25 protein-coding genes are annotated in these 26,011 nt (G+C 53.9%); 17 read left to right on the top strand and 8 right to left on the bottom strand.

Features of this window, described 5'->3' with window-relative positions; all coding sequences use genetic code 11:
* Window position 1 precedes the first annotated feature (1 nt).
* Genes recF through dnaA form a run of 3 tightly spaced genes read right to left on the bottom strand, consistent with a single transcriptional unit; the run spans window position 2 to window position 3,752 of the window.
* Window positions 2-1,096, bottom strand: a complete 1,095-nt coding sequence (gene recF, locus AC1XYH_RS17000) for a DNA replication/repair protein RecF (protein ID WP_483324299.1) — start codon at window positions 1,094-1,096, stop codon at window positions 2-4.
* Window positions 1,097-1,102: 6 nt separating this feature from the next.
* Window positions 1,103-2,206, bottom strand: a complete 1,104-nt coding sequence (gene dnaN / locus AC1XYH_RS16995; protein ID WP_483324298.1) for a DNA polymerase III subunit beta — start codon at window positions 2,204-2,206, stop codon at window positions 1,103-1,105.
* 46 nt (window positions 2,207-2,252) lie between these two features.
* The gene (gene dnaA, locus AC1XYH_RS16990; RefSeq protein WP_483324297.1) at window positions 2,253-3,752 is read right to left on the bottom strand and encodes a chromosomal replication initiator protein DnaA; all 1,500 of its coding nucleotides are present in this window, start codon (window positions 3,750-3,752) and stop codon (window positions 2,253-2,255) included.
* 599 nt (window positions 3,753-4,351) lie between these two features.
* Between dnaA and rpmH the strand changes: the two genes are divergently transcribed.
* The 5 genes from rpmH to mnmE all read left to right on the top strand — a co-directional run bounded on the left by rpmH (window position 4,352) and on the right by mnmE (window position 8,283).
* Window positions 4,352-4,486 carry a 50S ribosomal protein L34 gene (gene rpmH / locus AC1XYH_RS16985; protein WP_092286972.1) on the top strand — a complete coding sequence of 45 codons (135 nt, stop codon included), beginning with the start codon at window positions 4,352-4,354 and terminating at the stop codon, window positions 4,484-4,486.
* A gap of 14 nt (window positions 4,487-4,500) precedes the next feature.
* The gene (gene rnpA, locus AC1XYH_RS16980; protein ID WP_483324296.1) at window positions 4,501-4,896 is read left to right on the top strand and encodes a ribonuclease P protein component; all 396 of its coding nucleotides are present in this window, start codon (window positions 4,501-4,503) and stop codon (window positions 4,894-4,896) included.
* Window positions 4,889-5,140: a membrane protein insertion efficiency factor YidD gene (gene yidD, locus AC1XYH_RS16975; RefSeq protein ID WP_483324295.1), complete on the top strand. Its 252-nt coding sequence runs from the start codon at window positions 4,889-4,891 to the stop codon at window positions 5,138-5,140. Before rnpA ends, yidD begins: the two co-directional genes overlap by 8 nt.
* Complete coding sequence (gene yidC, locus AC1XYH_RS16970; protein WP_483324294.1) at window positions 5,137-6,831, top strand: membrane protein insertase YidC; 1,695 nt, start codon at window positions 5,137-5,139, stop codon at window positions 6,829-6,831. Before yidD ends, yidC begins: the two co-directional genes overlap by 4 nt.
* A gap of 81 nt (window positions 6,832-6,912) precedes the next feature.
* A complete protein-coding gene (mnmE, locus tag AC1XYH_RS16965) occupies window positions 6,913-8,283 on the top strand; it encodes a tRNA uridine-5-carboxymethylaminomethyl(34) synthesis GTPase MnmE (protein ID WP_483324293.1) in 1,371 nt (456 codons plus the stop codon).
* A 6-nt stretch (window positions 8,284-8,289) separates the two neighbouring features.
* On the opposite strand, the gene arsB is transcribed toward mnmE, so the two are convergent.
* The 5 genes from arsB to codB form a co-directional block, all read right to left on the bottom strand.
* The gene (gene arsB, locus AC1XYH_RS16960) at window positions 8,290-9,306 is read right to left on the bottom strand and encodes an ACR3 family arsenite efflux transporter (protein WP_483324292.1); all 1,017 of its coding nucleotides are present in this window, start codon (window positions 9,304-9,306) and stop codon (window positions 8,290-8,292) included.
* A 73-nt stretch (window positions 9,307-9,379) separates the two neighbouring features.
* Complete coding sequence (locus AC1XYH_RS16955; protein ID WP_483324291.1) at window positions 9,380-10,741, bottom strand: MFS transporter; 1,362 nt, start codon at window positions 10,739-10,741, stop codon at window positions 9,380-9,382.
* 93 nt (window positions 10,742-10,834) lie between these two features.
* A complete protein-coding gene (gene codA, locus AC1XYH_RS16950; protein WP_483324290.1) occupies window positions 10,835-12,091 on the bottom strand; it encodes a cytosine deaminase in 1,257 nt (418 codons plus the stop codon).
* A complete protein-coding gene (locus AC1XYH_RS16945) occupies window positions 12,075-12,839 on the bottom strand; it encodes a PucR family transcriptional regulator ligand-binding domain-containing protein (RefSeq protein ID WP_483324289.1) in 765 nt (254 codons plus the stop codon). Before AC1XYH_RS16945 ends, codA begins: the two co-directional genes overlap by 17 nt.
* A gap of 3 nt (window positions 12,840-12,842) precedes the next feature.
* Window positions 12,843-14,126, bottom strand: a complete 1,284-nt coding sequence (gene codB / locus AC1XYH_RS16940; RefSeq protein WP_483324288.1) for a cytosine permease — start codon at window positions 14,124-14,126, stop codon at window positions 12,843-12,845.
* A gap of 684 nt (window positions 14,127-14,810) precedes the next feature.
* Here codB and mnmG point away from each other — a divergent pair.
* The 12 genes from mnmG to atpD all read left to right on the top strand — a co-directional run bounded on the left by mnmG (window position 14,811) and on the right by atpD (window position 26,009).
* Entirely contained in the window at window positions 14,811-16,709 is a 1,899-nt protein-coding gene (gene mnmG, locus AC1XYH_RS16935) for a tRNA uridine-5-carboxymethylaminomethyl(34) synthesis enzyme MnmG (protein WP_483324287.1), read from the top strand.
* A 5-nt stretch (window positions 16,710-16,714) separates the two neighbouring features.
* Complete coding sequence (rsmG, locus tag AC1XYH_RS16930; protein ID WP_483324286.1) at window positions 16,715-17,350, top strand: 16S rRNA (guanine(527)-N(7))-methyltransferase RsmG; 636 nt, start codon at window positions 16,715-16,717, stop codon at window positions 17,348-17,350.
* A 29-nt stretch (window positions 17,351-17,379) separates the two neighbouring features.
* Window positions 17,380-18,183 (top strand): ParA family protein, encoded by an 804-nt coding sequence (locus AC1XYH_RS16925; protein ID WP_483324285.1) that lies wholly within the window; start codon window positions 17,380-17,382, stop codon window positions 18,181-18,183.
* A gap of 19 nt (window positions 18,184-18,202) precedes the next feature.
* Entirely contained in the window at window positions 18,203-19,069 is an 867-nt protein-coding gene (locus AC1XYH_RS16920; RefSeq protein WP_483324284.1) for a ParB/RepB/Spo0J family partition protein, read from the top strand.
* 302 nt (window positions 19,070-19,371) lie between these two features.
* Complete coding sequence (locus AC1XYH_RS16915) at window positions 19,372-19,770, top strand: F0F1 ATP synthase subunit I (RefSeq protein WP_483324283.1); 399 nt, start codon at window positions 19,372-19,374, stop codon at window positions 19,768-19,770.
* A gap of 18 nt (window positions 19,771-19,788) precedes the next feature.
* The gene (gene atpB / locus AC1XYH_RS16910; protein ID WP_483324282.1) at window positions 19,789-20,661 is read left to right on the top strand and encodes a F0F1 ATP synthase subunit A; all 873 of its coding nucleotides are present in this window, start codon (window positions 19,789-19,791) and stop codon (window positions 20,659-20,661) included.
* 69 nt (window positions 20,662-20,730) lie between these two features.
* Window positions 20,731-20,985, top strand: coding sequence for a F0F1 ATP synthase subunit C (gene atpE, locus AC1XYH_RS16905; RefSeq protein WP_123888048.1), 255 nt, complete (start codon window positions 20,731-20,733; stop codon window positions 20,983-20,985).
* A 65-nt stretch (window positions 20,986-21,050) separates the two neighbouring features.
* Window positions 21,051-21,521 carry a F0F1 ATP synthase subunit B gene (locus AC1XYH_RS16900; RefSeq protein ID WP_483324281.1) on the top strand — a complete coding sequence of 157 codons (471 nt, stop codon included), beginning with the start codon at window positions 21,051-21,053 and terminating at the stop codon, window positions 21,519-21,521.
* Window positions 21,522-21,532: 11 nt separating this feature from the next.
* On the top strand, window positions 21,533-22,069 hold the full coding sequence (locus tag AC1XYH_RS16895; protein WP_483324280.1) for a F0F1 ATP synthase subunit delta: 537 nt from the start codon (window positions 21,533-21,535) through the stop codon (window positions 22,067-22,069).
* 29 nt (window positions 22,070-22,098) lie between these two features.
* Entirely contained in the window at window positions 22,099-23,643 is a 1,545-nt protein-coding gene (atpA, locus tag AC1XYH_RS16890; protein WP_483324279.1) for a F0F1 ATP synthase subunit alpha, read from the top strand.
* A gap of 75 nt (window positions 23,644-23,718) precedes the next feature.
* Window positions 23,719-24,582, top strand: a complete 864-nt coding sequence (atpG, locus tag AC1XYH_RS16885; protein ID WP_483324278.1) for a F0F1 ATP synthase subunit gamma — start codon at window positions 23,719-23,721, stop codon at window positions 24,580-24,582.
* A 50-nt stretch (window positions 24,583-24,632) separates the two neighbouring features.
* Entirely contained in the window at window positions 24,633-26,009 is a 1,377-nt protein-coding gene (gene atpD, locus AC1XYH_RS16880; RefSeq protein ID WP_483324277.1) for a F0F1 ATP synthase subunit beta, read from the top strand.
* Window positions 26,010-26,011: the final 2 nt, after the last annotated feature.

The following is a 26,011-nucleotide window of genomic DNA, read 5'->3' as shown; positions in this document are numbered from 1 at the left end:
TTCATTCGGTCTGCACAATGTGTCCATGTTCCACGTGGAACATAGATAAAGGTGTCTCTTTCTTCCAGCAATTCAGCAGCGGCTCAGCTTCAACGCAGGTTATAAATACCTGGCAGTCCAGCGATTCCAGCAAGCTGCAGAGCGCTTGGCGATGTTGTTGGTCGAGCTCAGAGGGGAGGTCGTCAACGAGAAAAACGCAGTCCTGTTGTCTACCAAACTCCTTAAGCAAGCGGCCTTGCGCCAACTTGAGCGCACACACTACTAACTTTTGCTGCCCCCGCGACAGCACCTCAGCCGCGTTCAAACCTTGAATCCTGAGCCGTAAATCAGCGCGTTGAGGCCCTGATTGGGTGTGGCCTATGGCGAGGTCTCGGTCGTACTGAGAATCTAACACCTCAGCTAAAGATCGCTCCTTATCCCACCCTCTGTAGTAGCTGAGGGACAAGCCATCGAGCTGCAATAGCTCTCCAAGGACCTCTTCAAATACGGGTTTGAGTTGGCTTATATACTGCCTGCGAAACATGTCTATCTGCTCGCCAGCGGCCACTAACTCAGCCTCCCAAGGAGACAACATAGAACGTTCAATTCTACCACGTCGGAGCAATGAATTCCGTTGTTTCAAACTCTTTTGCAGGCGCTGCCAAGTGGGCAAAAACCGATGTTCCACGTGGAACACTCCCCAATCCAAGTACTGCCTTCGCTGTTTAGGAGCACCTTCGAGCAAACGAAAGCTGTCGGGGTTGATCAACTGAAGAGGCAATGTCTCGGCTAACTGCGCAGTACTTTTAACATTCTGACCGTTCAGGCGTATTTCGTATTCCGCTTGTCGGTTTCGAGTAATACCCATAGAGCACAACGGAACAGCAGGGCGTTCGATCTCGGCAAACACCGTACAAGCATTTTGTTCGTACTGGATAACGGGTTGCAAACGAGTGCTGCGGAACGAGCGGGCTAAACCCAGAATGTGCACAGCTTCCAGCAGGCTAGTCTTACCGCTGCCGTTAGCGCCGGACAAAAGATTGATACGCGGGGAGGGGAAGATCGTCACCGGGTGCAGATTACGCACCGCGGTGACAGAGAGGCGTTTGAGGGGCATTGCGCGTTAGAGGCGCATCGGCATTACAACGTAAAGACTGTCTTCAGACTCTGCTTCCTGCACCAGCGCACTACTATTGGAATCAGAGAGAATTAGTTTTGCCTGCTCATGGCCTAACACGTTCATAACATCGAGTAGGTAACTCACGTTAAAGCCAATTTCTAAGGAGGCGCCTTCGTAATCAACCATCACCTCTTCTTCTGCTTCCTCTTGCTCAGGATTGTTGGCCTGAATTTTTAACTGGCCAGCTTGCAGCATCAAACGAATACCACGGTACTTTTCGTTTGAAAGAATGGAAGTACGAGCAAAAGCATCTCGCAGCGTTTGACGGTCCGCTAACACGATCTTGTCGCCGCCACGCGGTAGCACTCGCTCGTAGTCCGGAAACTTGCCGTCAACCAGCTTGGAGGTAAAGGTGAAGTCACCCGTGGTGGCGCGAATGTGGTGAGTGCCCAATACGATGTTGACGCTGTTATCCGCTTCACCCAATAGACGCGATAGCTCAAGAATACCTTTGCGCGGCACGATCAGTTGATAGCGCTCTTGATAGTCGATATCGGCATCGACAGTACACATCGCCATGCGATGGCCGTCTGTAGCAACTGCACGTAGTTGACCCTTATTGATCTCGAGCAACAGACCATTGAGGTAATAACGCACATCCTGCTGCGCCATCGCAAAGCTGGTGCGTTCGATCAACCGGCGCAGTTTCGCCTGATTAATAGAGAAGCTCATGGCGCCAGGGCCATCTTCTACGTTAGGGAAATCGTTGGCCGGCAAAGTCGCCAAAGTGAATCGGCTGCGGCCAGCCTTAATAATCGCTTTGTTCTCTTCAACCTTAAAGGTCAGCGTGGCATCGTCTGGTAAGGATTTGCAGATATCCATCAGCTTACGAGCAGGTACTGTTATCTCACCTGCCTCAGCGACTTCTTCCAGGTTGATGCGGCCAACCAATTCAACTTCCAGATCAGTACCGGTCATGGCCAGGGTGTTGCCGTCCACGACCAGCAACACGTTGGACAACACCGGGAGTGTCTGGCGACGTTCAACAACCCCAGCTACCAATTGCAGGGGCTTCAACAGGGCTTCGCGCTGAATGGTGAATTGCATTGTGTTCCTCAAACCTCGTGCAGGTTGGCAGATGGTTATTTGACTATCAGGTAGTCAGAGTCCTTAACAGATTCTTGTAATCTTCGCGGATATCCGCGTCAATTTCACGCAGTTCCGCAATTTTACGCGTGGCATGCAACACAGTTGTGTGATCTCGACCACCAAAGGCGTCACCGATCTCCGGCAAACTATGATTGGTCAGCTCCTTGGACATCGCCATGGCCACCTGACGCGGCCGTGCCACAGAGCGCGAGCGGCGCTTGGACAAGATATCAGAGAGCTTGATTTTGTAGTACTCAGCAACGGTGCGCTGAATATTATCAATACTGACCAACTTGTCTTGCAAGGCCAGCAAATCTTTCAATGACTCGCGGATCAGCTCGATGGTGATATCTCGGCCCATAAAGTGCGAGCTGGCAATTACGCGTTTCAGTGCACCTTCGAGTTCTCGCACGTTGGAGCGAATGCGCTGAGCTATAAAGAAGGCCGCATCGTGCGGCAAATCTACCCGCGACTGCTCGGCTTTCTTCATCAGAATAGCGACACGCGTTTCCAATTCAGGTGGTTCAACCGCGACAGTAAGACCCCAACCAAAACGCGACTTAAGCCGTTCTTCCAGCCCATCGATCTCACGCGGATAGCGGTCACTGGTGAGAATCACCTGCTGGCCACCTTCGAGCAACGCATTAAAGGTATGAAAGAACTCCTCCTGGGAGCGCTCTTTTTTTGCAAAGAACTGAATATCATCAATCAGCAGCGCATCTACCGAGCGGTAGTAGCGCTTAAAATCATTGATGGCGTTCATCTGCAACGCCTTAACCATGTCAGCTACAAATCGTTCGGAATGCAGATAGACAATTTTTGCGGCCGGGTTCTTTTTTAGCAGATGATTGCCCACAGCATGCATCAAGTGAGTTTTACCCAAACCAACGCCACCATAAAGGAACAGCGGGTTATAACCGTGCTTAAGATTGTCTGCTACTTGCCAAGCAGCCGCGCGAGCCAGCTGGTTGGACTTACCTTCAACGAAGTTCTCAAAGGTAAAGCTACGATTGAGATAACTGGTGTGCTTGACCAGATTGTTGTTGGGCTGGTCGTTGCGCTCAGGCGCAGTCCGGTTCTCTTCATCCGACTCGACCGAGGCTTTACCCGGATCTGGCTGAAAGCCCTGTGCGCTAACTTGCGCCCGTGGCGCAGCAGGCACGCTCTGACGTGGTGTCGGGGGAGAGTTTCGGGTGGCTGACGTAGGAGCAGAGGCTGTATTGCTAGCGCGTGGACCTACCGCAGCAGCGGAGGTAGCGCGACGACTCCCTATAAGGAGGGAAACCATTGGCGCCTGCCCGTGAGAAAGGTCATCCAGCAGTTCCTGAATACGGTTCAGATATTTGTCATTAACCCAATCAAGGACAAAGCGATTAGGCGCGTACAGGCGAATCTCACTCTGATCACCATCCGCCTGCAATGGACGAATCCACGTATTAAATTGTTGGGAGGGGAGCTCATCTTGCAAAAAATCGATGCATTGCTGCCAAAGTGCAACAGACACTAAATCCCCCGGTCCGCCGACATCTGACGGTTCTTATTGAAAACGAATGGATACCGCAAAAACCTCGGTTTCCGACGGTACAACATAGCCGTCTATTCTATCCTTTCAACCCCGACTTATCCACACTGGATACAACCAATTCCATCGTCACCGCTAGGTCGGCCTGTAGCAACCTAAGCATCATAGAATCTCACTATTTCTGACAAAGCCTTATAAATAGCGCCCTGTAGACCCTGTGGAAAAACCAACATGAGCCTTGTTGGCAAATCAGTATGAAAGCAGTGGATAAATCACCCTGTGGATATGTAGGCAATTTATCCACAGAACGCACACATCTTAGACCCCCTATGGTCAACAGCTCCCCCACAGCTTTATACTTGCTGCAATTGGCTGATTTTTAAGTCTTTTAAAGGCTTATCCACCGAAAACAGCTTACTCATTTATAACAACATCATTTATCTATTTAAAAATCTTATTATTTTATTTTTAGTTATCTATTCGGCTGTAAATCAAATTGACCTAGGCGATCTTATTCTCTAGAATTGCCGATCCCTTGAAAGGGCACTTTGCTCTGATTTGAATTACTCAGGTATTTGACGATGAAAAGAACTTTCCAACCCAGCGTACTGAAGCGCAAGCGTAACCATGGTTTCCGTGCTCGTATGGCCACCAAAAACGGTCGTGCGGTTTTGGCCCGTCGTCGTGCCAAAGGCCGTCAGCGCCTGTCAGCTTAAGAACCGGCTGCCAGGTGGGTCTCGGCTTCGCTCCTGAATTCAGGTTATTAACGCCTGCTCAATTCAAGAACGTATTCGATGGAGCCACCTGTAAAGTCTCAGGACCCAGTCTACTGTTGCTTGCCAGAGAGAACGACCTGGCACACGGTCGGCTGGGTCTGGTTATTGCCAAGAAAAATGTCCGCCGAGCAGTTGATCGTAACAAGGTCAAACGTATCGGCCGTGAGTCGTTCCGCCAGCACTGTGCTGAGTTGGGCAATTTGGACATCGTCGTGTTGGCCCGCAAGGGCGTAGGCGACTTGGACAATACTGCACTGCATGTTCTCTACGAAGGCATGTGGCGCAGGCTTATTAAGACCGCTGCAAAGAATCGCTCACGCACTTCTGGACCCCCATCATCCAATGCGTAATCTCGCACTCGGACTGATCAAAGTTTACCGCTACGCTATCAGTCCACTGATGGCCAGCCATTGCCGTTTCTATCCCTCCTGTTCCTGCTATGCCCAAGAAGCCATTGAAGAACATGGTTTGCTCAAGGGTGTTGCGTTGAGTGCCCGGCGCCTGGGGCGCTGTCACCCGTGGAATCCCGGCGGGTATGATCCCGTACCAACTCATTCTGACAACCGACCTTCCCAGATGGCCAACAAACCATGAACATGCAACGAAATATCCTCATAGCTGCTTTGCTTGTGATTACCTATCTCATGGTTTTGCAGTGGAACACGGATTTCATGCAACAGGATTTGCCGCCTGTTGCTGAAACCAGCGTCGCGCCAATCAACAACTCTGATTTGCCGACCGAAACTGCTCCTTTGGCCAATGGGGACAGCAGCGATGTACCTCAACCAATCGATGCTAACGGCGAGCCTACTGTTGGCGCAGGCGACATGCCCGCCAAACAGAACGACAACCTGATTCAGGTTGCTACCGACACGCTGAACGTCACCATCAATCCGATTGGTGGCGATATCGTTTCGCTGTCTCTGCCTAAATATCCAGCTCGTAAGGATCGTCCCGATTTACCATTCCAGCTGCTCGAACAATCCAGCAACCGCCTGTACGTAGCGCAAAGTGGCCTGACTGGTCGCCAAGGCCCAGACAGTAGCAAAGGTCGCGCGCAATACAGCAGTGAGCAAAGCAGTTACAGCTTGAGCGATGACCAGAGCACCTTGGTGGTTGATTTGAAAACCAGCAACGCTGGCGTCAACTTCATCAAGCGCTATACATTTACTCGCGATACCTACCTGGTTGAGGTTGATTATCTGATCGACAACCAAAGCAGCGAGGCATGGTCTGGTAGCGCTTTTGGTCAGCTCAAACGTGACGACGCCGGTGATCCTTCCAGCTCCACTGCGACCGGTATGGCGACCTTTTTGGGTGCCGCTTACTGGAGTGCCGACAGCTCATACAGCAAGATGAAGATGGGCGACCTGGATGACGAAAAGCTGAACGAGAAGGTCAACGGTGGCTGGATTGCCTGGCTGCAGCATTATTTCGTTAGTGCCTGGGTACCCGATGCTGACACCCAGCATACTTTCAGCACGCTGAAGGACAGCCAAGGCAATTACATCGTGCGCTTCACTAGCCCCTCGGTGAGCGTTGCCCCCGGTGAACAAACCACGATCACATCGCAGTTCTACGCTGGCCCAAAAATCCAGGATGACCTCAAAGCGATCTCGCCAGGCCTGGATCTGACCATCGACTACGGCTTTCTATGGTGGATCGCCCAGCCGCTGTTTGTGGTACTGAGCTTTATCCACAGCTTTGTTGGCAACTGGGGCTGGAGCATTATTCTGCTGACCTGTCTGATCAAGCTGATCTTCTTCCCACTGTCCGCCACCAGCTATCGTTCCATGGCCAACATGCGCCGTGTTGCTCCCAAGCTGCAGGCGCTGCGTGAGCAGCATGGCGATGATCGTCAGAAGATGTCGCAGGGCATGATGGAGCTGTACAAGAAAGAGAAGATCAACCCGCTGGGTGGCTGTCTGCCGATTCTGGTGCAGATGCCGGTCTTTATCTCGCTGTACTGGGTGCTGATGGAAAGCGTCGAGATTCGCCAGGCTGAATGGCTGGGCTGGATCACTGACCTATCGCTGAAGGATCCTTTCTTCATTCTGCCGATCATCATGGGCACCACCATGTTCCTTCAGCAGCAATTGAACCCAACTCCACCGGACCCAATGCAGGCCAAGGTAATGAAGATGCTGCCTATTGTCTTCACCTTCTTCTTCCTGTGGTTCCCGGCTGGTCTGGTGTTGTACTGGGTGGTCAACAACTGTCTGTCTATTGCGCAACAGTGGTACATTACCCGCCAGATCGAGAAGGGCGCAGCCGCCAAGAGCTGATCCGATTCTGCCAGTCAAACGCCCCGTTTTCGGGGCGTTTTGCTTTCTGCCTGCCATGCCAGTGAACGACCAGGAGTGACCATGAACCAGCCTTACCACGCTGAAACTATAGCCGCGCTCGCCACCGCGCCAGGGCAGGGCGGCGTTGGCATCATTCGCGTGTCTGGCCCAGCAGCACTGGTGATTGCCCAGCAGATTGCCCGCCGCGAGCCACGGCCACGGTACGCGCACTACGGCCCCTTCTGGTCTGGCGAACAGGCACTCGATCAAGGTCTGACACTGTTCTTCCCCGGTCCTCATTCATTCACCGGCGAAGACGTGCTCGAACTTCAAGGTCACGGCGGGCCAGTGGTGATGGACCTGCTACTCAAGGCTTGCCTGGCTGCCGGCGCACGTCAGGCACGGCCGGGCGAATTCAGTGAACGTGCATTCTTGAATGACAAACTGGATCTGGCTCAGGCCGAGGCGATTGCCGATCTGATCGAGGCGAGTTCCGAGCAGGCGGCACGTAATGCGTTGAACTCGTTGCAGGGCGTTTTCTCGGATCGTGTTAACGCACTGACTGAATCACTGATTGCGCTGCGTATTTACGTTGAAGCCGCAATCGACTTTCCCGAGGAAGAGATCGACTTTCTGGCCGACGGCCACGTGCTGACGCAACTGGAAGCAGTACAGGCCGAATTAACTCAGGTACAACGGCAGGCAGGCCAGGGCGCATTGTTACGCGATGGCATGACGGTGGTGATTGCAGGGCGACCCAACGCGGGTAAATCCAGCTTGCTGAACGCGCTGGCCGGGCGTGACAGCGCCATCGTCACCGACATTGCAGGCACCACGCGGGATATCCTGCGCGAGCATATTCATATTGATGGTATGCCATTGCACATCATCGATACTGCGGGGCTGCGCGATACCGATGATCAGGTGGAACGCATTGGTGTGGAACGCGCCATGGCCGCCATCGGCGAGGCCGATCGTATCCTGTTGATGGTCGACGCCAGCCAGCCTGAAGCCAATGATCCAGATCAGCTATGGCCCGAATTTCTCACGGTAAAGCCCGACGCTGCGAAGGTCACGCTGATCTACAACAAGGTGGATCTCACCGGCGATTCCGTAGGCATTGCGACCGCAGACGACGGCTCGGTAAGCCTGCGCGTATCAGCCAACCAAGGCGAAGGTATTGAGTTGCTGCGTGAACACTTGAAAGCCTGCATGGGCTTTGAGCAAACCGGCGAGAGCCTATTCAGCGCCCGTCGTCGTCACCTGGACGCCCTGGAAGACGCCGCCACGCATCTTGGTCACGGTTATCAACAGCTGACTCTGATGGGCGCCGGCGAGCTACTAGCGGAAGACCTGCGCATGGCTCAGCAATCGCTGGGCAGCATTACCGGCGCCTTTAGTGCCGATGATTTGCTCGGGCGTATCTTTTCCAGCTTTTGTATCGGCAAATAACGCGCTTCAGCTGAAGCTATCTCTGTTGCGATTCAACAGCCAGACCAGCGACAGCATCACAGGCACCTCTACCAGCACGCCCACTACCGTGGCCAAGGCCGCGCCTGAGTGTAATCCGAACAGCGAGATCGCCACCGCAACCGCTAGCTCAAAGAAATTAGAGGTGGCAATCATGCAGGCGGGCGCTGCGATGGCATGTGACAGTTTCAGGCGCTTGGCGGCAATATAGGTGAGCGCAAAAATACCGTAGGTTTGGATCAACAAAGGGATAGCTATCAGCACAATGACGGACGGCTGTTGCAAGATGGTTTCGGCTTGAAAGCCAAAGAGCAACACCACAGTCGCCAGCAGACCAATGATCGACCAGGGCTTCAAACTAGCAACAAAAGCGTCCAGGCGCTGATGATCATCAGCTCGGTCGAGCTTTTGTCTGGTGATCATCCCGGCAACCAGTGGCAGCACCACATATAAGCCTACCGACAGCAACAGGGTTTCCCATGGCACCTGAATATTGCTAACGCCCAGCAGCAAAGCAGTGATGGGAGCAAAGGCAAAAACCATGATGATGTCGTTGATTGATACCTGAACCAAAGTGTAATTTGGGTCGCCTTTGGTCAACTGACTCCAGATAAATACCATCGCAGTGCAGGGTGCAGCACCCAGCAAAATCATCCCGGCAATATATTCATTAGCCGACTGCGGATCGACCCAATCGGCAAACACCCAATGAAAAAATAGCCAGCCCAGCAAGGCCATACTGAAAGGTTTGATCAACCAGTTGACCACCAGCGTTAAAACCAGACCTTTGGGTTTGCGGCCGACATCCTTCAAGGAACGAAAGTCGATCTGGATCATCATCGGGTAAATCATCAACCAGATCAGCACCGCGACTATCAGATTAACGTGCGCGTATTCAATCTCTGCCAGCCTTGAAAAGACACCGGGAACAATACTGCCTAGCAGCACCCCAGCGCCTATACCTAAAGCAATCCACAGTGAGAGATAACGTTCGAATTTGCCCATATTGATCAGACCTTAAATTCAGGTGTTATTGAAAAGCAGCAGCTGTGACCGATATAAATCGCTGTTGAACCTATTAGCGTATCGGCGTCTGACTCAAGCGCAAGCAACTCACTATTGCAGCTAAGCAAGCAAAGCTCCCGGCCGCAATCAGCGAGGCGTGGGTGCCATTGTCACTGAACAGGTTGAACGCCAAGGCCACCAGCGCAGCGCCGGTGGTCTGACCTACCAAGCGCGCGGTACTTAGCATGCCACTGGCGCCGCCGCTGCGCTCCAGGGGCGCTGCTGTCAGTATGGTGTGATTGTTGGGTGACTGGAACAAACCAAAACCCGCGCCGCAGAGCAGCATGCGTAGGATGATATCCATATGCGTTGCTTGTTCTGGCAAGGCTGCCAGAGCGAACAAGCCCGCTGAAAAAAGCGCTAAGCCTATGCCACCCAACAAGCCAGCGTGAACCCGATCCAGCAAGCGCCCGGCAATCGGCGCCATCACCATGGTTGCCAAGGGCCAGGGCGTCATTAATAGACCCGTTTCTATTTCGCTCAACCCGAGCGTCTTCTGAAAATAGAAGGGGATCGACACCATGGCCAGCATCTGTGCGGCGAAGGAGCAGATTGAGGTGCCGATGGATAGGGAGAAGATCGGGATACGCAGCAGATCAATCGGCAATAACGGAAAGGGTTGATCCAGCTGTCGGCGCACAAAGAACCAGCCAACCACCAGCGTAAGTATTAGCGGCAAGCCGATCATCCAGCCCGCATGGCCTTGGGCAAAGCCGGTCAAAGCCGCAAAGAACAAGCCGAAGGTTATCGCGTTAAGCAGCCCGCTGAGTTTGTCGAAGCGTTGTTCACGAACGCCCGCGTTAGCTGGCAAAAATCGATAGCCCATCACCAACGCCAGTATGCCAATAGGCACATTGATAGCGAACAGCCAGGGCCAGCTGGCAAACGAGAGTACGCCAGCCGCGACCGTAGGGCCGGCCGCTGCGGATACCGCCACGATCAAAGTATTGATGGCAATACCGCGCGCCAAGATGCGGCTGGGATAAATCAACCGCGTTAATGCACCGTTCACGCTCATCACTGCCGCCGCACCCAACCCCTGTAACATCCGGGCAATGGTCAGGGTAAGCAACGAATCACTCAGCGCGCAGAGCACCGACATACTGACAAATACGCAAAGTCCAATCAGGTAAACCTTGCGATAACTCCACAGATCACCGAATGAGGCCAGTGATAACAGGCTCATGGTGATGACCAACTGGTAGGCGTTGATTATCCAGATTGAATTGGCAGCGCTGGTACCTAAATCATCAGCGATGGTCGGCAGGGCGACGTTGGCAATCATGCCATCCAGTACCGCCATGGTAACCCCGAGCGCTATCGCCATAATGGCGCCGAGGCGCTGGGGCATCGGCAAACCGTCGGGGTCTTTCATGCGCAATCAGGCGTCCTTACAACGGGAGAAAAGGGTCAGTTAGCTACTCAAAATAGCATATCTCTGCTTGCCACCTGCTCTCTCGCCTTGCCTCTATGCCCAGCCGGCTACCGTATTAACCGTTGTTGCGCGCTGCAACAAACACCGGCCATCGCGGACCGACGCCAATACCGGCGACTGATTCAGTAATACCTCATAGGGCGTCGCACCGTTGAGTATCATGCAGCGCGCTGGCAAGCCCGGCGCAATACCGTAGTCACTTAGATTCAGCGCTGCTGCACCATTGTTTGTGACAATCTCCAGCGCCTTTTCTATGCGCTCAATACCCAGCATGTGGCAGGCGTGCAAACCCACATCCAGGGTGCGTAGCAGATTACCGTTACCCATTGGATACCAGGGATCACGAATCGAGTCTTGCCCCATGCAAACCTTCAAACCGGCATCCAGTAACTCGGGCACGCGCGTAATACCACGACGCTTCGGGTAGCCATCAAAACGGCCTTGCAGATGCAGGTTCTCGGTCGGCAGCGCAACAAACCGCAGATCCGCTTTTTGCAATAAACGGAATAACTTGCTGCAGTACGCATCTTCATAGGAATGCATGGCGCAGGTGTGGCTAGCGGTCACGCGGGTGCCGTAATCCCGGCTCAGCGCCTCGGCGGCCAATACCTCAAGAAAACGTGAATTGGGGTCATCAATCTCATCACAGTGCACATCAACCAGACAGTCGTTGTCTTCAGCCAACTGCATTAATAATTTTACCGACTCCACGCCATAGTCACGGGTGAACTCGAAGTGCGGAATACCGCCGATTACGTCTGCACCCATTTCCACAGCGCGGCGCATCAGATCCTGCCCACCGGGATAGGAAAGAATGCCTTCCTGCGGAAAAGCCACAATCTGCAGGTCAATATGTTCGCGTACGCGCTCGCGCACCTCGACCATGGCTTCAAGCGCAACCAGCGACGGATCGGTCACATCAATATGCGTGCGTACGTATTGAATGCCGTGCGCGGCAAACAGCTTGAGTGTTTGCTCAGCCCGAGCGATTACGTCTTCGCGGGTCAGTGTGGCCTTGCGTTCAGCCCAGCACTCGATACCCTCAAACAGAGTGCCGCTACGATTCCAGCGCGGCTCGCCCGCGGTCATCGCAGCGTCCAGGTGAATGTGCGGCTCAACAAACGGCGGCGACACCAGATTGCCACCCGCGTCCAGTTGCTGATCACCAGCCGCCAGCGTCTGCTGTTGTGCAACCAGGCTAACAAAGCGGCCATCACTGATGGTCAGCGTGTGCAGCCCATCCTTGCCCACAAGACGCGCGTTGATGATGGCCTCAGGGTGTTGAATCATCTTGTATCTCCAAATTACCTGCTTGCTCTGCTGTCTCAGACAGCAACGCGTGCAGCAAAATCAATGTTTGCATATCCGCAGCACATTGCGGATCCAGGCCCGTCATGCGACATACTTTGTTCAAACGGTAGCGTAGCGAATTACGATGGCAGCCCAGCGCTACTGCAGCAGCAGATAAGTTGCCCTGATGTGCGAGCCAGGCGCCCAAAGTGGGTTGCAACTCGCTGAGGGCTGCTGGCGCGCAGCGTATAAATGGCCGTACAAACTCAGCAATCTCTGCCGTCGACCCCAAGCGTTGCTGTAAACGCTCTGCCAGAGAGTTGGCCTGCTGCTCAGCCTTCCTCGTTTGCGTCTGTTCGCGTTGCACAATCGCGCGGCTGATCGTCTCAGTCACCTGCACCATCGGCAGCGAATAAGGTTGCTCCAGTAGCGGCAACCCCAGTTGATCTGCCAGACGTAATAGCCCATTAGGCAACTGACCTATGTAAGCCTCGCCAGTGAGAATCACCAAACCAGCAACCCCCGTCTCCACCGCTTCATACAGCCGCTCAAACAAACTGTTCTGAGTGTGGTGTCGTCCTATGCCAGTGATAAAAACCAGTTCACCGCCCTTAATCCAGGGGCTAAAGGAACGGTTCTCAGCCACATAAGGCCAGCGCACCGGCCGATCACCCCCAGCCAATCCAGCGCGCAAGGCGATCTCGCCTAGGCCAGGCAGGGTAGGAATGTCAGCACAGCGCAAAGGCATTTTTTACACACTACCCACGGCGCCTGCGCGGCGTGCCTTCACGCCCGCTACCACCGTTTCCAACACCGCATAACTGAAGGCCGCTACCAGCACACCAACCAAAGGCGCGACCCACGTGGAGCTATAGGCCACAAAGGAGCCGATGGCATAGGCACTGAGACCCACCAGATTAAAGGAGGGCAACTGAGCGGTGGCAATATCTGGATACTCGCCGCGATAGCGCACAAAGAAATTGGCCATGATCACCCCGCCCACAGGTGGGATGAAAGTGCCGAGCAAAATCAGGAAGGGAATCAGCCATTCATACATACCCAGTACTGCCAGCAGCGTCCCTATGGCCGCGCCAACCAAGGTAACTGTCTTGCGGCGGCGAGTACGCAGCATGTTGCAGCCAGCCACCGCAAAGTTGTAAACGGTGTTGTCCTGGGTAGTCCAAAGGTTAAGAAATAGCATCAGAATACCCAGCGTCGCCAGACCCTGCGCCACCATGATGTCGACGATATCTGCCTGCTGATAAACCAATGCACCCAGCGCGCCCACCAGAGTCATCAAACCGTTGCCCAGAAAGAACGCGGCCAGCGTAGCCAATACTGCGGTTTTGCCCGAACGGGCAAAGCGCGTCCAGTTAGTCGCCTGAGTGCCGCCGCTGACAAAAGTGCCAAACACCAGCGTAATAGCCGCAGCCACACTCAAATCACTGGTCGGCGTGATACTGGTGAGGCCTGCGAAGCCACCGGCATCGGATGCAGTAATAAACAGACTCACCGCGATCAGCACAATCATCGCTGGCACGGCAACACGCGACAATAACTCCAGCCCGCGATAACCAATAAAAGCTGTCACACAAAAACCAAAACCAAACAACACCATCAAGGGCAGCGTCGCACCTTCCGGCAGACCCGTCATCTTGACCAGCAACAGCGCCATGGTCGCGGTGCCCCATGCGTACCAACCGATCTGGGTAAAACCGAGAATAAAATCCGATAATTTGCTACCGATGTCGCCGAAGGCATAGCGGCTCATCAAGGCGGTATTCATCCCTGAACGGGCTGCGATATAGCCGAGAATGGCCGCATAGATACCCAGCAGCAAATTACCCGCCAGTAGTACCCACAGCAAAGTCGAAAAATCGAAGGCAGTGCCTAGGGTCCCGCCGGCCCACATGGTTGCCGTAAAAAAGGTAAAGCCAAGCAATACCAAACCCATGGACCAGAGGCTCTTTCTGGCCGAGGCAGGTACCGCGCTGAGCGGGTAATCCTGCTCCTGTGCGGTGGTGTTAGTCGTCATGGTTGCTCTCCTGTCATCGAATGCATCTGCAACGCAGCGATAATCGCGGCGTGCTGTCGGTTTCGTGAATCAGAGTGGTTTTTGCAATGCTTATGCCAGCGCTTGGTTTAATGCCAATAGGGTCAATCGAGCCAATACAGCTTTGTGCAAATTGAACAAATCCGCCAGCAGAAGAGAGCAGCTGTGCGCCAAAAGAGAACAATGAACAACCAACCTCATGCAGGTCGCACCAATCTGATCATCTAAATCGGCACTTGAAGAGCTATAAAAAACAAAAAATTTGCGCTCTAAGGTCTGTGGAAAACCGCCCCTAAGCCCGGTCCATAACCCTGTGGATAGACGGGGGTATAACTCACCTGTGGATAAGTGGCTACTTTATACACAGCCCCCGCACCGCTTACCCACCTGCGCCGTACTGCTTTCACACACACTTATGCTTTCGCCAACTAATTGAATAATATTAAGTTTATTTGCTTGCCCACAGAAAAACCGCTACTCATTAGTAGTAACTATATTAAGCTTTATATAATTCTTTATCTTTTATTCTATATTTATGACCTTGCCTGATCTCGCCCAGAGCCCTGTACAAAAAATGTCCAACAGCAGCTGCAATTTTCTCCGCCAGACCCTATAATCAGCCCCCTTTTTCCGAAGCCAGGCAAAACCTGAGCAACGAGGTGTTACGTGGATTTCCCCAGTCGTTTTGACGTCATCGTCGTAGGTGGTGGACATGCCGGTACCGAGGCTGCCTTGGCGGCGGCCCGTATGGGCGTGAAAACTCTGCTGCTGAGTCACAACGTTGAAACACTGGGCCAGATGAGCTGCAACCCCGCCATTGGCGGTATTGGCAAGAGCCATTTGGTCAAGGAAATCGACGCCCTCGGCGGTGCCATGGCAATCGCTACCGACAAGGCAGGTATCCAGTTCCGGGTGCTCAACAGCCGCAAGGGCCCCGCAGTGCGGGCGACTCGGGCACAAGCTGACCGCGTGCTGTACAAAGCCGCTATCCGTGAAATCTTGGAAAACCAACCCAATCTGTGGATTTTTCAGCAGGCTTGCGATGATTTGTTGGTTGAGCAGGGCAAGGCCTGTGGTGTGGTTACCCAGATGGGCATGCGTTTTCACGCTGACAACGTGGTGCTCACTACCGGTACCTTCCTCGGTGGCTTGATTCACATTGGCCTGGATAACTTCTCCGGTGGTCGCGCGGGTGATCCGCCAGCCATCGCATTGGCTCAGCGATTACGCGAATTACCGTTACGGGTCGATCGCTTGAAAACCGGTACACCGCCACGCATCGATGGTCGCAGTGTGGATTTCAGCAAGATGACCGCGCAGCCTGGCGACACGCCGATACCGGTCATGTCATTCATGGGCAATGCGGCGCAGCATCCCGAGCAGGTGAATTGCTGGATTACCTACACCAACGAACGCACTCACGAGATCATTCGTAACAACCTTGATCGCTCACCGATGTACACCGGTGTGATCGAAGGCGTAGGGCCACGTTACTGCCCGTCGATTGAAGATAAAATTCATCGCTTTGCCGATAAAAACCAGCATCAGGTGTTTATCGAACCTGAGGGTTTGACCACCCACGAGCTGTATCCCAACGGCATATCTACGTCGCTGCCCTTCGATGTGCAACTGCAGTTGGTGCAATCCATCGTGGGCATGGAAAGCGCGCACATTCTGCGTCCTGGTTACGCCATCGAATACGATTACTTCAACCCGCAGGATCTGAAGTACTCGCTGGAAACCAAGGTGATTGACGGGCTTTTCTTTGCTGGCCAGATCAACGGCACCACGGGTTACGAAGAAGCCGCAGCCCAGGGCCTGTTGGCTGGTTTAAACGCTGCTCGCCGCGCTCAGGGTCTGGAATCCTGGTGCCCGCGTCGCGATGAAGCTTACATCGGCGTACTCGTGGACGACCTGATCACCATGGGTACCCGCGAGCCTTACCGCATGTTCACTTCGCGAGCTGAATATCGGCTGGTGTTACGCGAAGATAATGCCGACCTGCGACTCACCGCCAAGGGCCGTGAACTCGGCTTGGTGGATGACGCCCGTTGGGCTGCGTTCAACATCAAGCGTGAGGCCATCGATCAGGAAAATCAGCGTTTGCGCAGCACCTGGGTGCAACCGAATAGTGAGATTGGCAAGGCCTACAGCGCGCGTTACAGCACGCCATTGACCCACGAATACAATTTGCTGGATTTGCTGCGTCGTCCGGAAGTGGATTACCAGGCACTGACCGAGATTACCGGTAAGGTCGATATCGCCGCTGATGCCGCCGAGCAGGTTGAAATTCAGACCAAATACGCGGGTTATATCGAGCGGCAGCAGGAAGAGATCGATCGCCTGCGACAGCACGAACAAACTGCTCTGCCGTTGGATCTGGATTACAGCAACCTAAGCGGCCTCTCCAACGAAATTCGCCACAAGCTGACTGATGTGCGTCCGCAAACGCTAGGTCAAGCATCGCGCATTCCGGGTGTGACTCCTGCAGCAGTCAGTCTGCTGCTGATTCACCTTAAAAAACGCAACGCCCTGGGCGGCAGCAAATTGGCCCAGGAGGCATAACACCGATGGCGGACCACGCAGCTCAACTGGCCAGCGGTGCCAAACAGTTAGGCATCGACCTTCAGCCGCAGCAAAGTGATAAATTGCTCGCTTACCTTGGCCTGCTGAACAAGTGGAACAAGGCGTATAACCTGACTGCCGTGCGTGATCCGGAAGAAATGGTGAGTCGGCATTTGCTCGACAGCCTCAGCATTCTGTCTTACATCCAAGGCGAAACCTGGTTGGATGTGGGCAGTGGCGGCGGTATGCCCGGTGTGATTCTGGCCATCATGTGCCCCAAGCAGCATTTCACTTTGCTCGACAGCAATGGCAAGAAGACGCGTTTTCTCACCCAGGTGAAGCTTGAGCTCGGGCTGGATAACCTGAAAGTCGTGAACTGCCGCGTAGAAGCCCTGGAGCTGGACGAGCTTTTTGCCGGTATTACCTCGCGGGCGTTCAGCGCGCTCGGTGATTTTGTTGATAAAACCCGGCAGCTAGGCAATGCAGAAACTCGCTGGCTAGCGATGAAAGGTGTGTATCCTGAGGACGAGTTGGCGGCCATGCCGGTCGACTTCAAGCTCGAGCGTAGTGCAGAATTGTCGGTCCCCGGTTGCGTGGGCAGTCGACATCTGCTGATACTGCGACGCACGGATCAGGGTTAATTCGCATAGCAGCTTGATAGGGGGTTTACGTGGGCAAGGTTTTGGCAGTCGCCAACCAGAAAGGCGGAGTGGGTAAAACCACCACCACCATCAATCTTGCCGCCTCTTTGGCCGCGACCAAGCGCAAAGTGCTGTTGATTGACCTGGATCCTCAGGGCAACGCCACCATGGGCAGCGGCATCAACAAGGCTGAGCTCGACAACTCTGTTTATGAGCTACTGACCGGTCGCTGCGAATTCGCCGATGCGTTACTGACCTCCGAGCATGGCAAGTATGATTTGCTGCCTGCGAACGGCGACCTGACCGCCGCTGAAGTTGAATTGATGAATATCAAGATGAAGGAGAGTCGGTTGCGCTACGCACTGGTCAAGGCGCGTACCGAGTACGACTTCATTCTTATTGACTGCCCGCCGTCGCTGAATATGCTGACCGTTAACGGTTTGGTCGCGGCGGATGGGGTGATCATCCCCATGCAATGTGAGTATTACGCACTCGAAGGGCTCTCGGCGCTGGTTAACACCATCAGCCGGATTAGCTCAGTGTTTAATCCTTCACTGCAGATTGAAGGTCTGCTGCGCACCATGTATGACCCGCGCAACAGTCTGACACTCGATGTGTCTGCGCAATTGACCACCCATTTTGGCGATAAGCTGTATCAGACCGTGATACCGCGCAATGTGCGTTTGGCGGAAGCCCCCAGCTTTGGCATGCCGGCGCTGACTTACGACAAGCAGTCGCGTGGCGCCGTCGCCTATCTGGCGCTAGCCGGCGAACTGGTGCGCCGCACCCGACAGGCAGCCAAAGCGGCTGCCGTGACTGATTCAACCGAATAATCAAAAGGACAACAGCGGCATGGCGGCTAAGAAACGCGGCTTGGGGCGAGGGTTGGATGCATTGCTCGGACAGAGCAGTACCACCGACAGTGACGGCCATACTTACAGTCAGGACCAGCAACTCAAAGAGTTGCCCGTCGATCTGATTCAGCGCGGCAAGTATCAGCCACGCCGTGATATGGACCCGCAAGCGCTCGAAGAGTTGGCCGAATCAATTCGCGCCCAAGGCGTCATGCAGCCTATTGTCGTTCGTTCAATCGGTGGTGAGCGTTACGAAATAATCGCCGGTGAGCGCCGCTGGCGCGCTACCCAGTTGGCGGGCTTGGATACCATCCCCACGGTCATTCGTGATGTACCCGATGAAGCCGCCATCGCCATGGCCTTGATTGAGAACATCCAGCGTGAAGACCTCAATCCGATCGAAGAAGCCATCGCGCTGCAACGTTTGCAGCAGGAATTTGAACTCACCCAACAACAGGTAGCGGATGCGGTTGGCAAAAGTCGCGTCAGCATTACCAATCTGTTGCGCCTGACCAGCTTGCCGGAAGACGTCAAGCTCATGCTCGAACGTGGTGATCTGGAAATGGGCCATGCCCGTGCGCTGTTGGGCCTGCCGGCAGAGCAACAAACGACCGCCGCACGCCAGGTAGTCGCCAAGGGGCTGACCGTTCGTCAGACCGAAGCCCTGGTTCGTCAATGGCTGAATCCGCGCCGTGATCCGGGCCAACAGCGCCTAAATCCTGATGTCGAGCGTCTACAACAGGATTTAGGTGAGCGTCTGGGTGCCGAGGTCAAACTGCAGCACGGTGCCAAAGGTAAGGGTAAATTGGTAATCAGTTACAGCTCACTGGATGAGCTCGATGGCATTCTTGGACATATCCGCTAAGCTCCGTTGATCTGGTCGCCGTTCGCCCGAGGCCTTGCCTTGGGTCAATAATTATTACAAAACATGACCGTAGAATGGGGAATCAGCACCCGCAACCACAAGATGTAGTGGCATAGCCGCAAGTACCACCAAGTGAGCTAAAACTCCCGCGAACTTCAGTCATCATGCGCCTTCGCGGGGGTGAGCGTGGCCAGCGTTTTGTTGATTCAGGGCAGGCGAACACATATAATCACCGGCGCTTTACGGGTAGCCCGGTAATTCGATACAGACACGCAACGACCGGCGGGATGAACAGAGCAGTTATGACGACAATGAAGACAAATGCCATTCGTCGTCCCCCGCTGGCAAAGTGGTTTGCGTTCCAGGCTGGCGTAATTCTTTTAATGGGGCTGGTTTTTTGGATTAAAAGCCCCGTGGCGGCTTATTCCGCCTTGCTGGGAGGCATCATTTTTTTCCTCCCAAATGTGTATTTCGCGCTCAAGGCTTTTCGTTACAGCGGTGCGCGTGCTGCCAAGCAGATAATGGGATCATTTTATAAGGGTGAGACAGGCAAGCTCATTCTTTGCGCCATCCTTTTTACGGTGGTGTTTAAAAGTATTAAGCCGTTAGACGTATCGGCACTGTTTCTTACATTTGCGATCATGCTGGTTACCAACTGGCTAACACCGGTAGTTTTCGGTGGTAAAACGCAGCAAAGCTAAAGGACCTGAGAGAACGATATGGCAGGCACCGCATCAGACTACATCAAGCACCACCTCCAGAATCTGACCTATGGGAAGCTCCCAGAAGGTTATGAACGTGCCGACGGCACGGTTTTGGATACCGCCACCTGGACTATTGCCCACGGTGGTCAAGAAGCTTCCGACATGGGCTTTATGGCTATCCACCTGGATACCATGGGGTGGTCCATTTTTCTCGGTGGTTTATTCCTCTTCATTTTCCGAATGGCTGCTCGCAAGGCCACTTCTGATGTTCCCGGTGGCCTGCAGAATTTCGTTGAAATGATGGTCGAGTTTGTCGATCAGAGTGTCAAAGAAACCTTCCACGGCCGCAACAAGGTCATCGCACCCCTGGCACTGACTATTTTTTGCTGGGTGTTCCTGATGAACCTGATGGACCTGATTCCGGTCGACTTCATTCCCCAGTTGTTCCATCTGGCGGGTGTTGAATACATGAAAGCGGTACCGACGACCGACGTGAATGCCACCTTGGGTATGTCGCTGTCTGTTTTCGCACTGATCATTTTCTACAGCATCAAGGTTAAGGGCGTCGGTGGGTTCCTCGGTGAACTGACTCTGCATCCTTTCTCTTCCAGTAATATCTTCCTCAAGCTGTTGTTGATTCCGGTCAACCTGCTGCTGGAAGGCGTAAGCCTGCTGGCTAAGCCTGTCTCTCTTGCCCTGCGACTGTTCGGTAACCTGTACGCTGGCGAGCTGATCTTCATCCTGATTGCCCTGCTGCCCTTCTGGGCGCAGTGGGCATTGTCTGTGCCATGGGCTATCTTCCACATTCTGATTATCACGTTGCAGGCGTTCATCTTCATGATGCTGACCATCGTGTATCTGAGTATGGCGCACGAAGACGGCCACTGAGTTGGCGCAAACGATTTAGCTTTAACCGAAAACCCACAACTTGAAATTAACTGAAACTGGGAGCTTTAAATGGAAACTGTAGTTGGAATGACCGCGATTGCCGTAGCACTGCTGATTGGCCTGGGCGCACTGGGTACTGCTATCGGCTTTGGTATCCTGGGTGGCAAATTCTTGGAAGGCGCCGCGCGTCAGCCAGAAATGATCCCTATGCTGCAGGTCAAAATGTTTATCGTCGCAGGTCTGCTTGACGCCGTAACTATGATCGGTGTTGGTATCGCTTTGTTCTTCACCTTTGCCAACCCCTTCCTTGCCCAAGTTGCTTAAGGTGGTCGCCGGTAACGGCGACTCCGACTTGATGGTATTGAATACGATAGGCAAGAGGTGAAGACGTGAACATTAATTTGACGATACTAGGTCAAGCTATCGCGTTCTTCATCTTCGTGGTGTTCTGTATGAAGTACGTATGGCCTCCGGTCATCACTGCTTTGCAGGAACGCCAGAAGAAGATCGCGGATGGTCTTGCAGCCTCTGATCGGGCGGCCAAGGATCTGGAACTGACTCAAGAAAGGTCAGCCAAGGAACTGCGTCACGCCAAAGAGCAGGCAGCGGCACTGATTGAGCAAGCTAATAAGCGCGCCAACCAGATTGTTGAAGCCTCCAAAGAGGATGCTCGCAAAGAAGGTCAGAAGATTCTGGTTCAGGCTCAGGCAGAAATCGAGCAGCAGCGCGTCAAGGCCAGAGACTCTCTGCGCACTGAAATCGCTGCTATCGCTATCGCCGGTGCCGAGAAAATTCTGGAATCTTCTGTCGATGCTGACAAGCACGGCGACATGCTGAACAAGCTGGTAGCCGAACTCTAAGCGAGGTCATCATGGCAGAACTGATTACGCTGGCACGTCCCTACGCAAAAGCGGCGTTTGAGCGGGCGAAAGCCCAACAAGCGCTGGCTGAGTGGGATGAGTTGCTTACCGTCGCCGGTCAAGTAGTGGCTGATGCGGCAACTCGACAGCTGCTGACCAATCCGGGTATCACGGAGCAGCAGAAGGCTGAGTTTATCCTTGAGTGCACCGGTAAAACGGCAAACGAGGAGCAACACAACTTTCTGATGATTCTGGCGGAAAATAACAGGCTTGGCCTGTTTCCCGAGATTGCAACGCTTTTCAACAGCTTCCGAGCTGATCTTGAGCGCACCATCGATATCAATGTGAGCTCGCCGTTTGAGCTGACTGAAGAACAGCAGCAGAAGCTCACCCAGGCGCTGTCGAAAAAACTCGATCGTAACGTTCAGATCGAAACGACCCTGGATACATCATTGATTGGTGGATTGGTTGTTCGCACCGGCGACTTGGTTATCGACGCCTCTGTACGCGGAAAGCTGACCAAACTGGCCGAGACATTGGGCTCCTGATTTCAGCATAAGGTTTTGAGGATAAAGGCATGCAACAACTGAATCCATCAGAGATCAGTGACATCATCAAGAAGCGTATCGAGCAGCTCGATATCTCTTCTCAAGCACGTAACGAAGGTACGATTCTTTCCGTATCTGACGGTATTGTGCGGATTCACGGTCTCGCCGATGTTATGTACGGGGAAATGCTTGAATTCCCTGAAGGCGTTTACGGTATGGCACTTAACCTGGAGCAAGACTCCGTAGGTGCTGTGATTCTGGGTGATTACCTGAATCTGGCCGAAGGTATGACCGTCAAGTGTACTGGTCGCATCCTGGAAGTACCGGTAGGTCCGGAACTGCTGGGTCGTGTGGTCAACACACTGGGCGCACCTATCGATGGTAAGGGCGACGTCAACGCCAAAGTCACCGACGCAGTTGAGAAGGTTGCTCCGGGCGTGATCTGGCGTAAGTCAGTTGACCAGCCCATCCAGACTGGCTACAAGGCGGTTGACGCCATGGTGCCGGTTGGACGTGGTCAGCGCGAGCTGATCATCGGTGACCGTCAGACTGGTAAGACCGCGATGGCTATTGACGCGATCATCAACCAGAAAAATTCTGGCGTTAAGTGTGTCTACGTCGCAGTTGGTCAGAAGCAGTCGACTATTGCCAACGTGGTACGCAAGCTGGAAGAGCACGACGCTATGGGTCACACCATCATCGTTGCCGCTTCCGCTTCCGACCCGGCTTCCCTGCAGTTCCTGGCCCCTTACGCCGGCTGCACCATGGGTGAGTACTTCCGTGATCGCGGCGAAGACGCTCTGATCATTTATGACGATCTGTCCAAGCAGGCTGTTGCCTACCGCCAGATCTCCCTGCTGCTGCGTCGTCCACCAGGCCGTGAAGCCTATCCTGGTGACGTGTTCTATCTCCACAGCCGTCTGCTGGAGCGCGCTTCCCGCGTATCCGAAGATTGGGTTGAGAAGTTCACCAACGGTGCAGTAACAGGCAAGACCGGTTCTTTGACGGCTCTGCCGATCATTGAAACCCAAGCTGGTGACGTTTCTGCGTTCGTACCGACCAACGTGATCTCGATCACCGATGGTCAGATCTTCCTGGAATCCAACCTGTTCAACTCCGGCGTTCGCCCGGCGGTTAACGCAGGTGTATCGGTATCTCGGGTAGGTGGTGCAGCACAGACCAAGATCATCAAGAAGCTGTCTGGCGGCATTCGTACTGCGCTGGCTCAGTTCCGCGAGCTGGCGGCTTTCGCCCAGTTTGCATCTGATCTGGACGAAGCGACCCGTAAGCAGCTTGAGCACGGTCAGCGTGTTACCGAACTGATGAAGCAGGACCAGTATGCGCCTATGTCCGTCGCAGAGATGGGCGTCAGCCTGTTCGCTGCCGAGAAGGGCTTCCTGGCCGATGTAGAGCAGGCCAAGATCGGTGCTTTCGAGAAAGCCATGATCGCCTACTTCAAATCTGAGCACGCAGAACTGCTTGCCAAGATTAATGAGAAAGGCGATTACAACGACGATATCGAAGCCAGCATCAAATCTGGCATCGAGAAGTTCAAGGCAACCCAAAGCTGGTAAGCCGAAGGCGGGATGTAGCGATGCTGCATCCCGCATCGTGCGATCCGGCCAAGGGCAAACCTGGAAAGGTGTGACATGGCAGGCGCAAAAGAGATTCGCGGTAAAATCGCGAGCATTAAAAGTACGCAGAAGATTACCAGCGCCATGGAGAAGGTGGCGGTCAGCAAAATGCGCAGAGCTCAACAGCGCATGGCTGCCAGCCGTCCCTATGCGGAGCGTATCCAGCAAGTGATTGGTCATTTGGCCAACGCCAACCCGGAGTATCGCCATCCTTTCATGCAAGAGCGTGAAGTAAAACGGGTGGGTTACATCGTGGTGAGCACGGATCGTGGTCTCTGCGGTGGTCTGAACACTAACCTGTTCAAGGCCTTGGTTAATAGCATGAGAGAGTGGCGTGACCGCAACGTTGAAACCGAGTTGTGTGTGATCGGTAGCAAGGGCGCTTCCTTCTTTCGTAGCTACGGCGGAAACGTTGTCGCAGCCATCAGTAACCTGGGTGAAAGACCTGCGTTGAATGATCTGATTGGTAGCGTCAAAGTAATGCTGGATGGCTACAACGAAGGTCGCATCGACCGTCTTTACCTGGTCTCCAACGGCTTCGTTAACACGATGGTTCAGCAACCCAAGGTGGAACAGATGATTCCGCTGGTGCCTTCCGATGACGAAGGTACGCAAAAGGGGACCTGGGACTATCTGTACGAGCCCGATGCCCGGGAGCTGCTGGATGGCCTGCTGGTTCGGTATATCGAATCCCAGACTTACCAGGCAGTGGTCGAAAACAACGCCTGTGAGCAAGCCGCGCGGATGATCGCAATGAAAAGTGCGACCGACAACGCCGGTGACATCATTGACAGTCTGCAGCTTATTTATAACAAAGCTCGTCAGTCAGCGATCACACAGGAAATTTCGGAAATCGTCGGCGGCGCCGCCGCGGTTTGACGCGACCCGGTAACACGGGAACGGTTTCAACCATTTAGAGGAACCAACAAATGAGTAGCGGACGTATCGTTCAAATCATCGGCGCCGTCATCGACGTGGAATTCCCACGCGAAGACGTGCCGAAGGTGTATGACGCGCTGCACGTGACTGACAAGGGGCTGACCCTGGAAGTCCAGCAGCAACTAGGTGATGGCATCGTACGTACCATCGCCATGGGTACCACCGAAGGTGTCAAGCGCGGTCTTACCGTGACTAACACCGGTGCCAACATTTCCGTACCGGTTGGGGTCAAGACCCTGGGCCGTATTATGGACGTGCTGGGTAACCCTATTGACGAAGCTGGTCCGATTGGCGAAGAAGAGCGTTGGGCTATTCACCGCCCTGCTCCGAGCTATGACGAGCAGGCTGGTTCCAATGAACTGCTGGAAACTGGCATCAAGGTTATCGACCTGATCTGCCCGTTTGCCAAGGGCGGTAAAGTGGGTCTGTTCGGTGGTGCCGGTGTTGGTAAAACCGTCAACATGATGGAGCTGATCCGTAACATCGCCATCGAGCACAGCGGTTATTCGGTATTTGCCGGTGTTGGTGAGCGTACTCGTGAAGGTAACGACTTCTACCACGAGATGAAAGACTCCAACGTACTGGACAAGGTTGCCCTGGTATACGGTCAGATGAACGAGCCTCCGGGTAACCGTTTGCGCGTAGCTCTGACGGGTCTGACCATGGCTGAGAAGTTCCGCGAGGAAGGTCGTGACGTACTGTTGTTCATCGACAACATCTACCGTTACACCTTGGCCGGTACCGAGGTATCTGCACTGTTGGGCCGTATGCCTTCAGCAGTAGGTTACCAGCCGACTCTGGCTGAAGAGATGGGCGTTCTGCAGGAACGTATCACTTCAACCAAGAAAGGTTCTATCACCTCGATCCAGGCGGTATACGTACCGGCGGACGACTTGACTGACCCGTCTCCGGCTACCACCTTCGCTCACCTTGATGCGACCGTGGTACTGTCTCGTGATATCGCTTCCTTGGGTATTTACCCTGCGGTTGACCCGCTGGACTCCACCTCTCGTCAGCTGGATCCGCTGGTTATCGGTCAAGAGCACTACGATTGTGCCCGTGGCGTACAGTATGTTCTGCAGCGCTACAAAGAGCTGAAGGACATCATCGCGATCCTGGGTATGGACGAACTGTCCGAAGAAGACAAGCAACTGGTAGCCCGCGCTCGTAAGATCCAGCGCTTCCTGTCGCAGCCGTTCTTCGTTGCCGAAGTCTTTACCGGTGCACCTGGCAAGTACGTGTCTTTGAAAGACACTATTCGTGCCTTCCAGGGCATCCTCAATGGTGAGTTTGACCATATGCCTGAACAGGCGTTCTACATGGTCGGCACCATCGACGAAGCAATCGAGAAAGCGAAGAAAATGTAATG

It is taken from the genome of Pseudomonas sp. GW-45 (assembly GCF_056896675.1).
The sequence above is the reverse complement of the archived record's forward strand: the minus strand, read 5'-3'. Positions and strand labels throughout refer to the sequence as shown.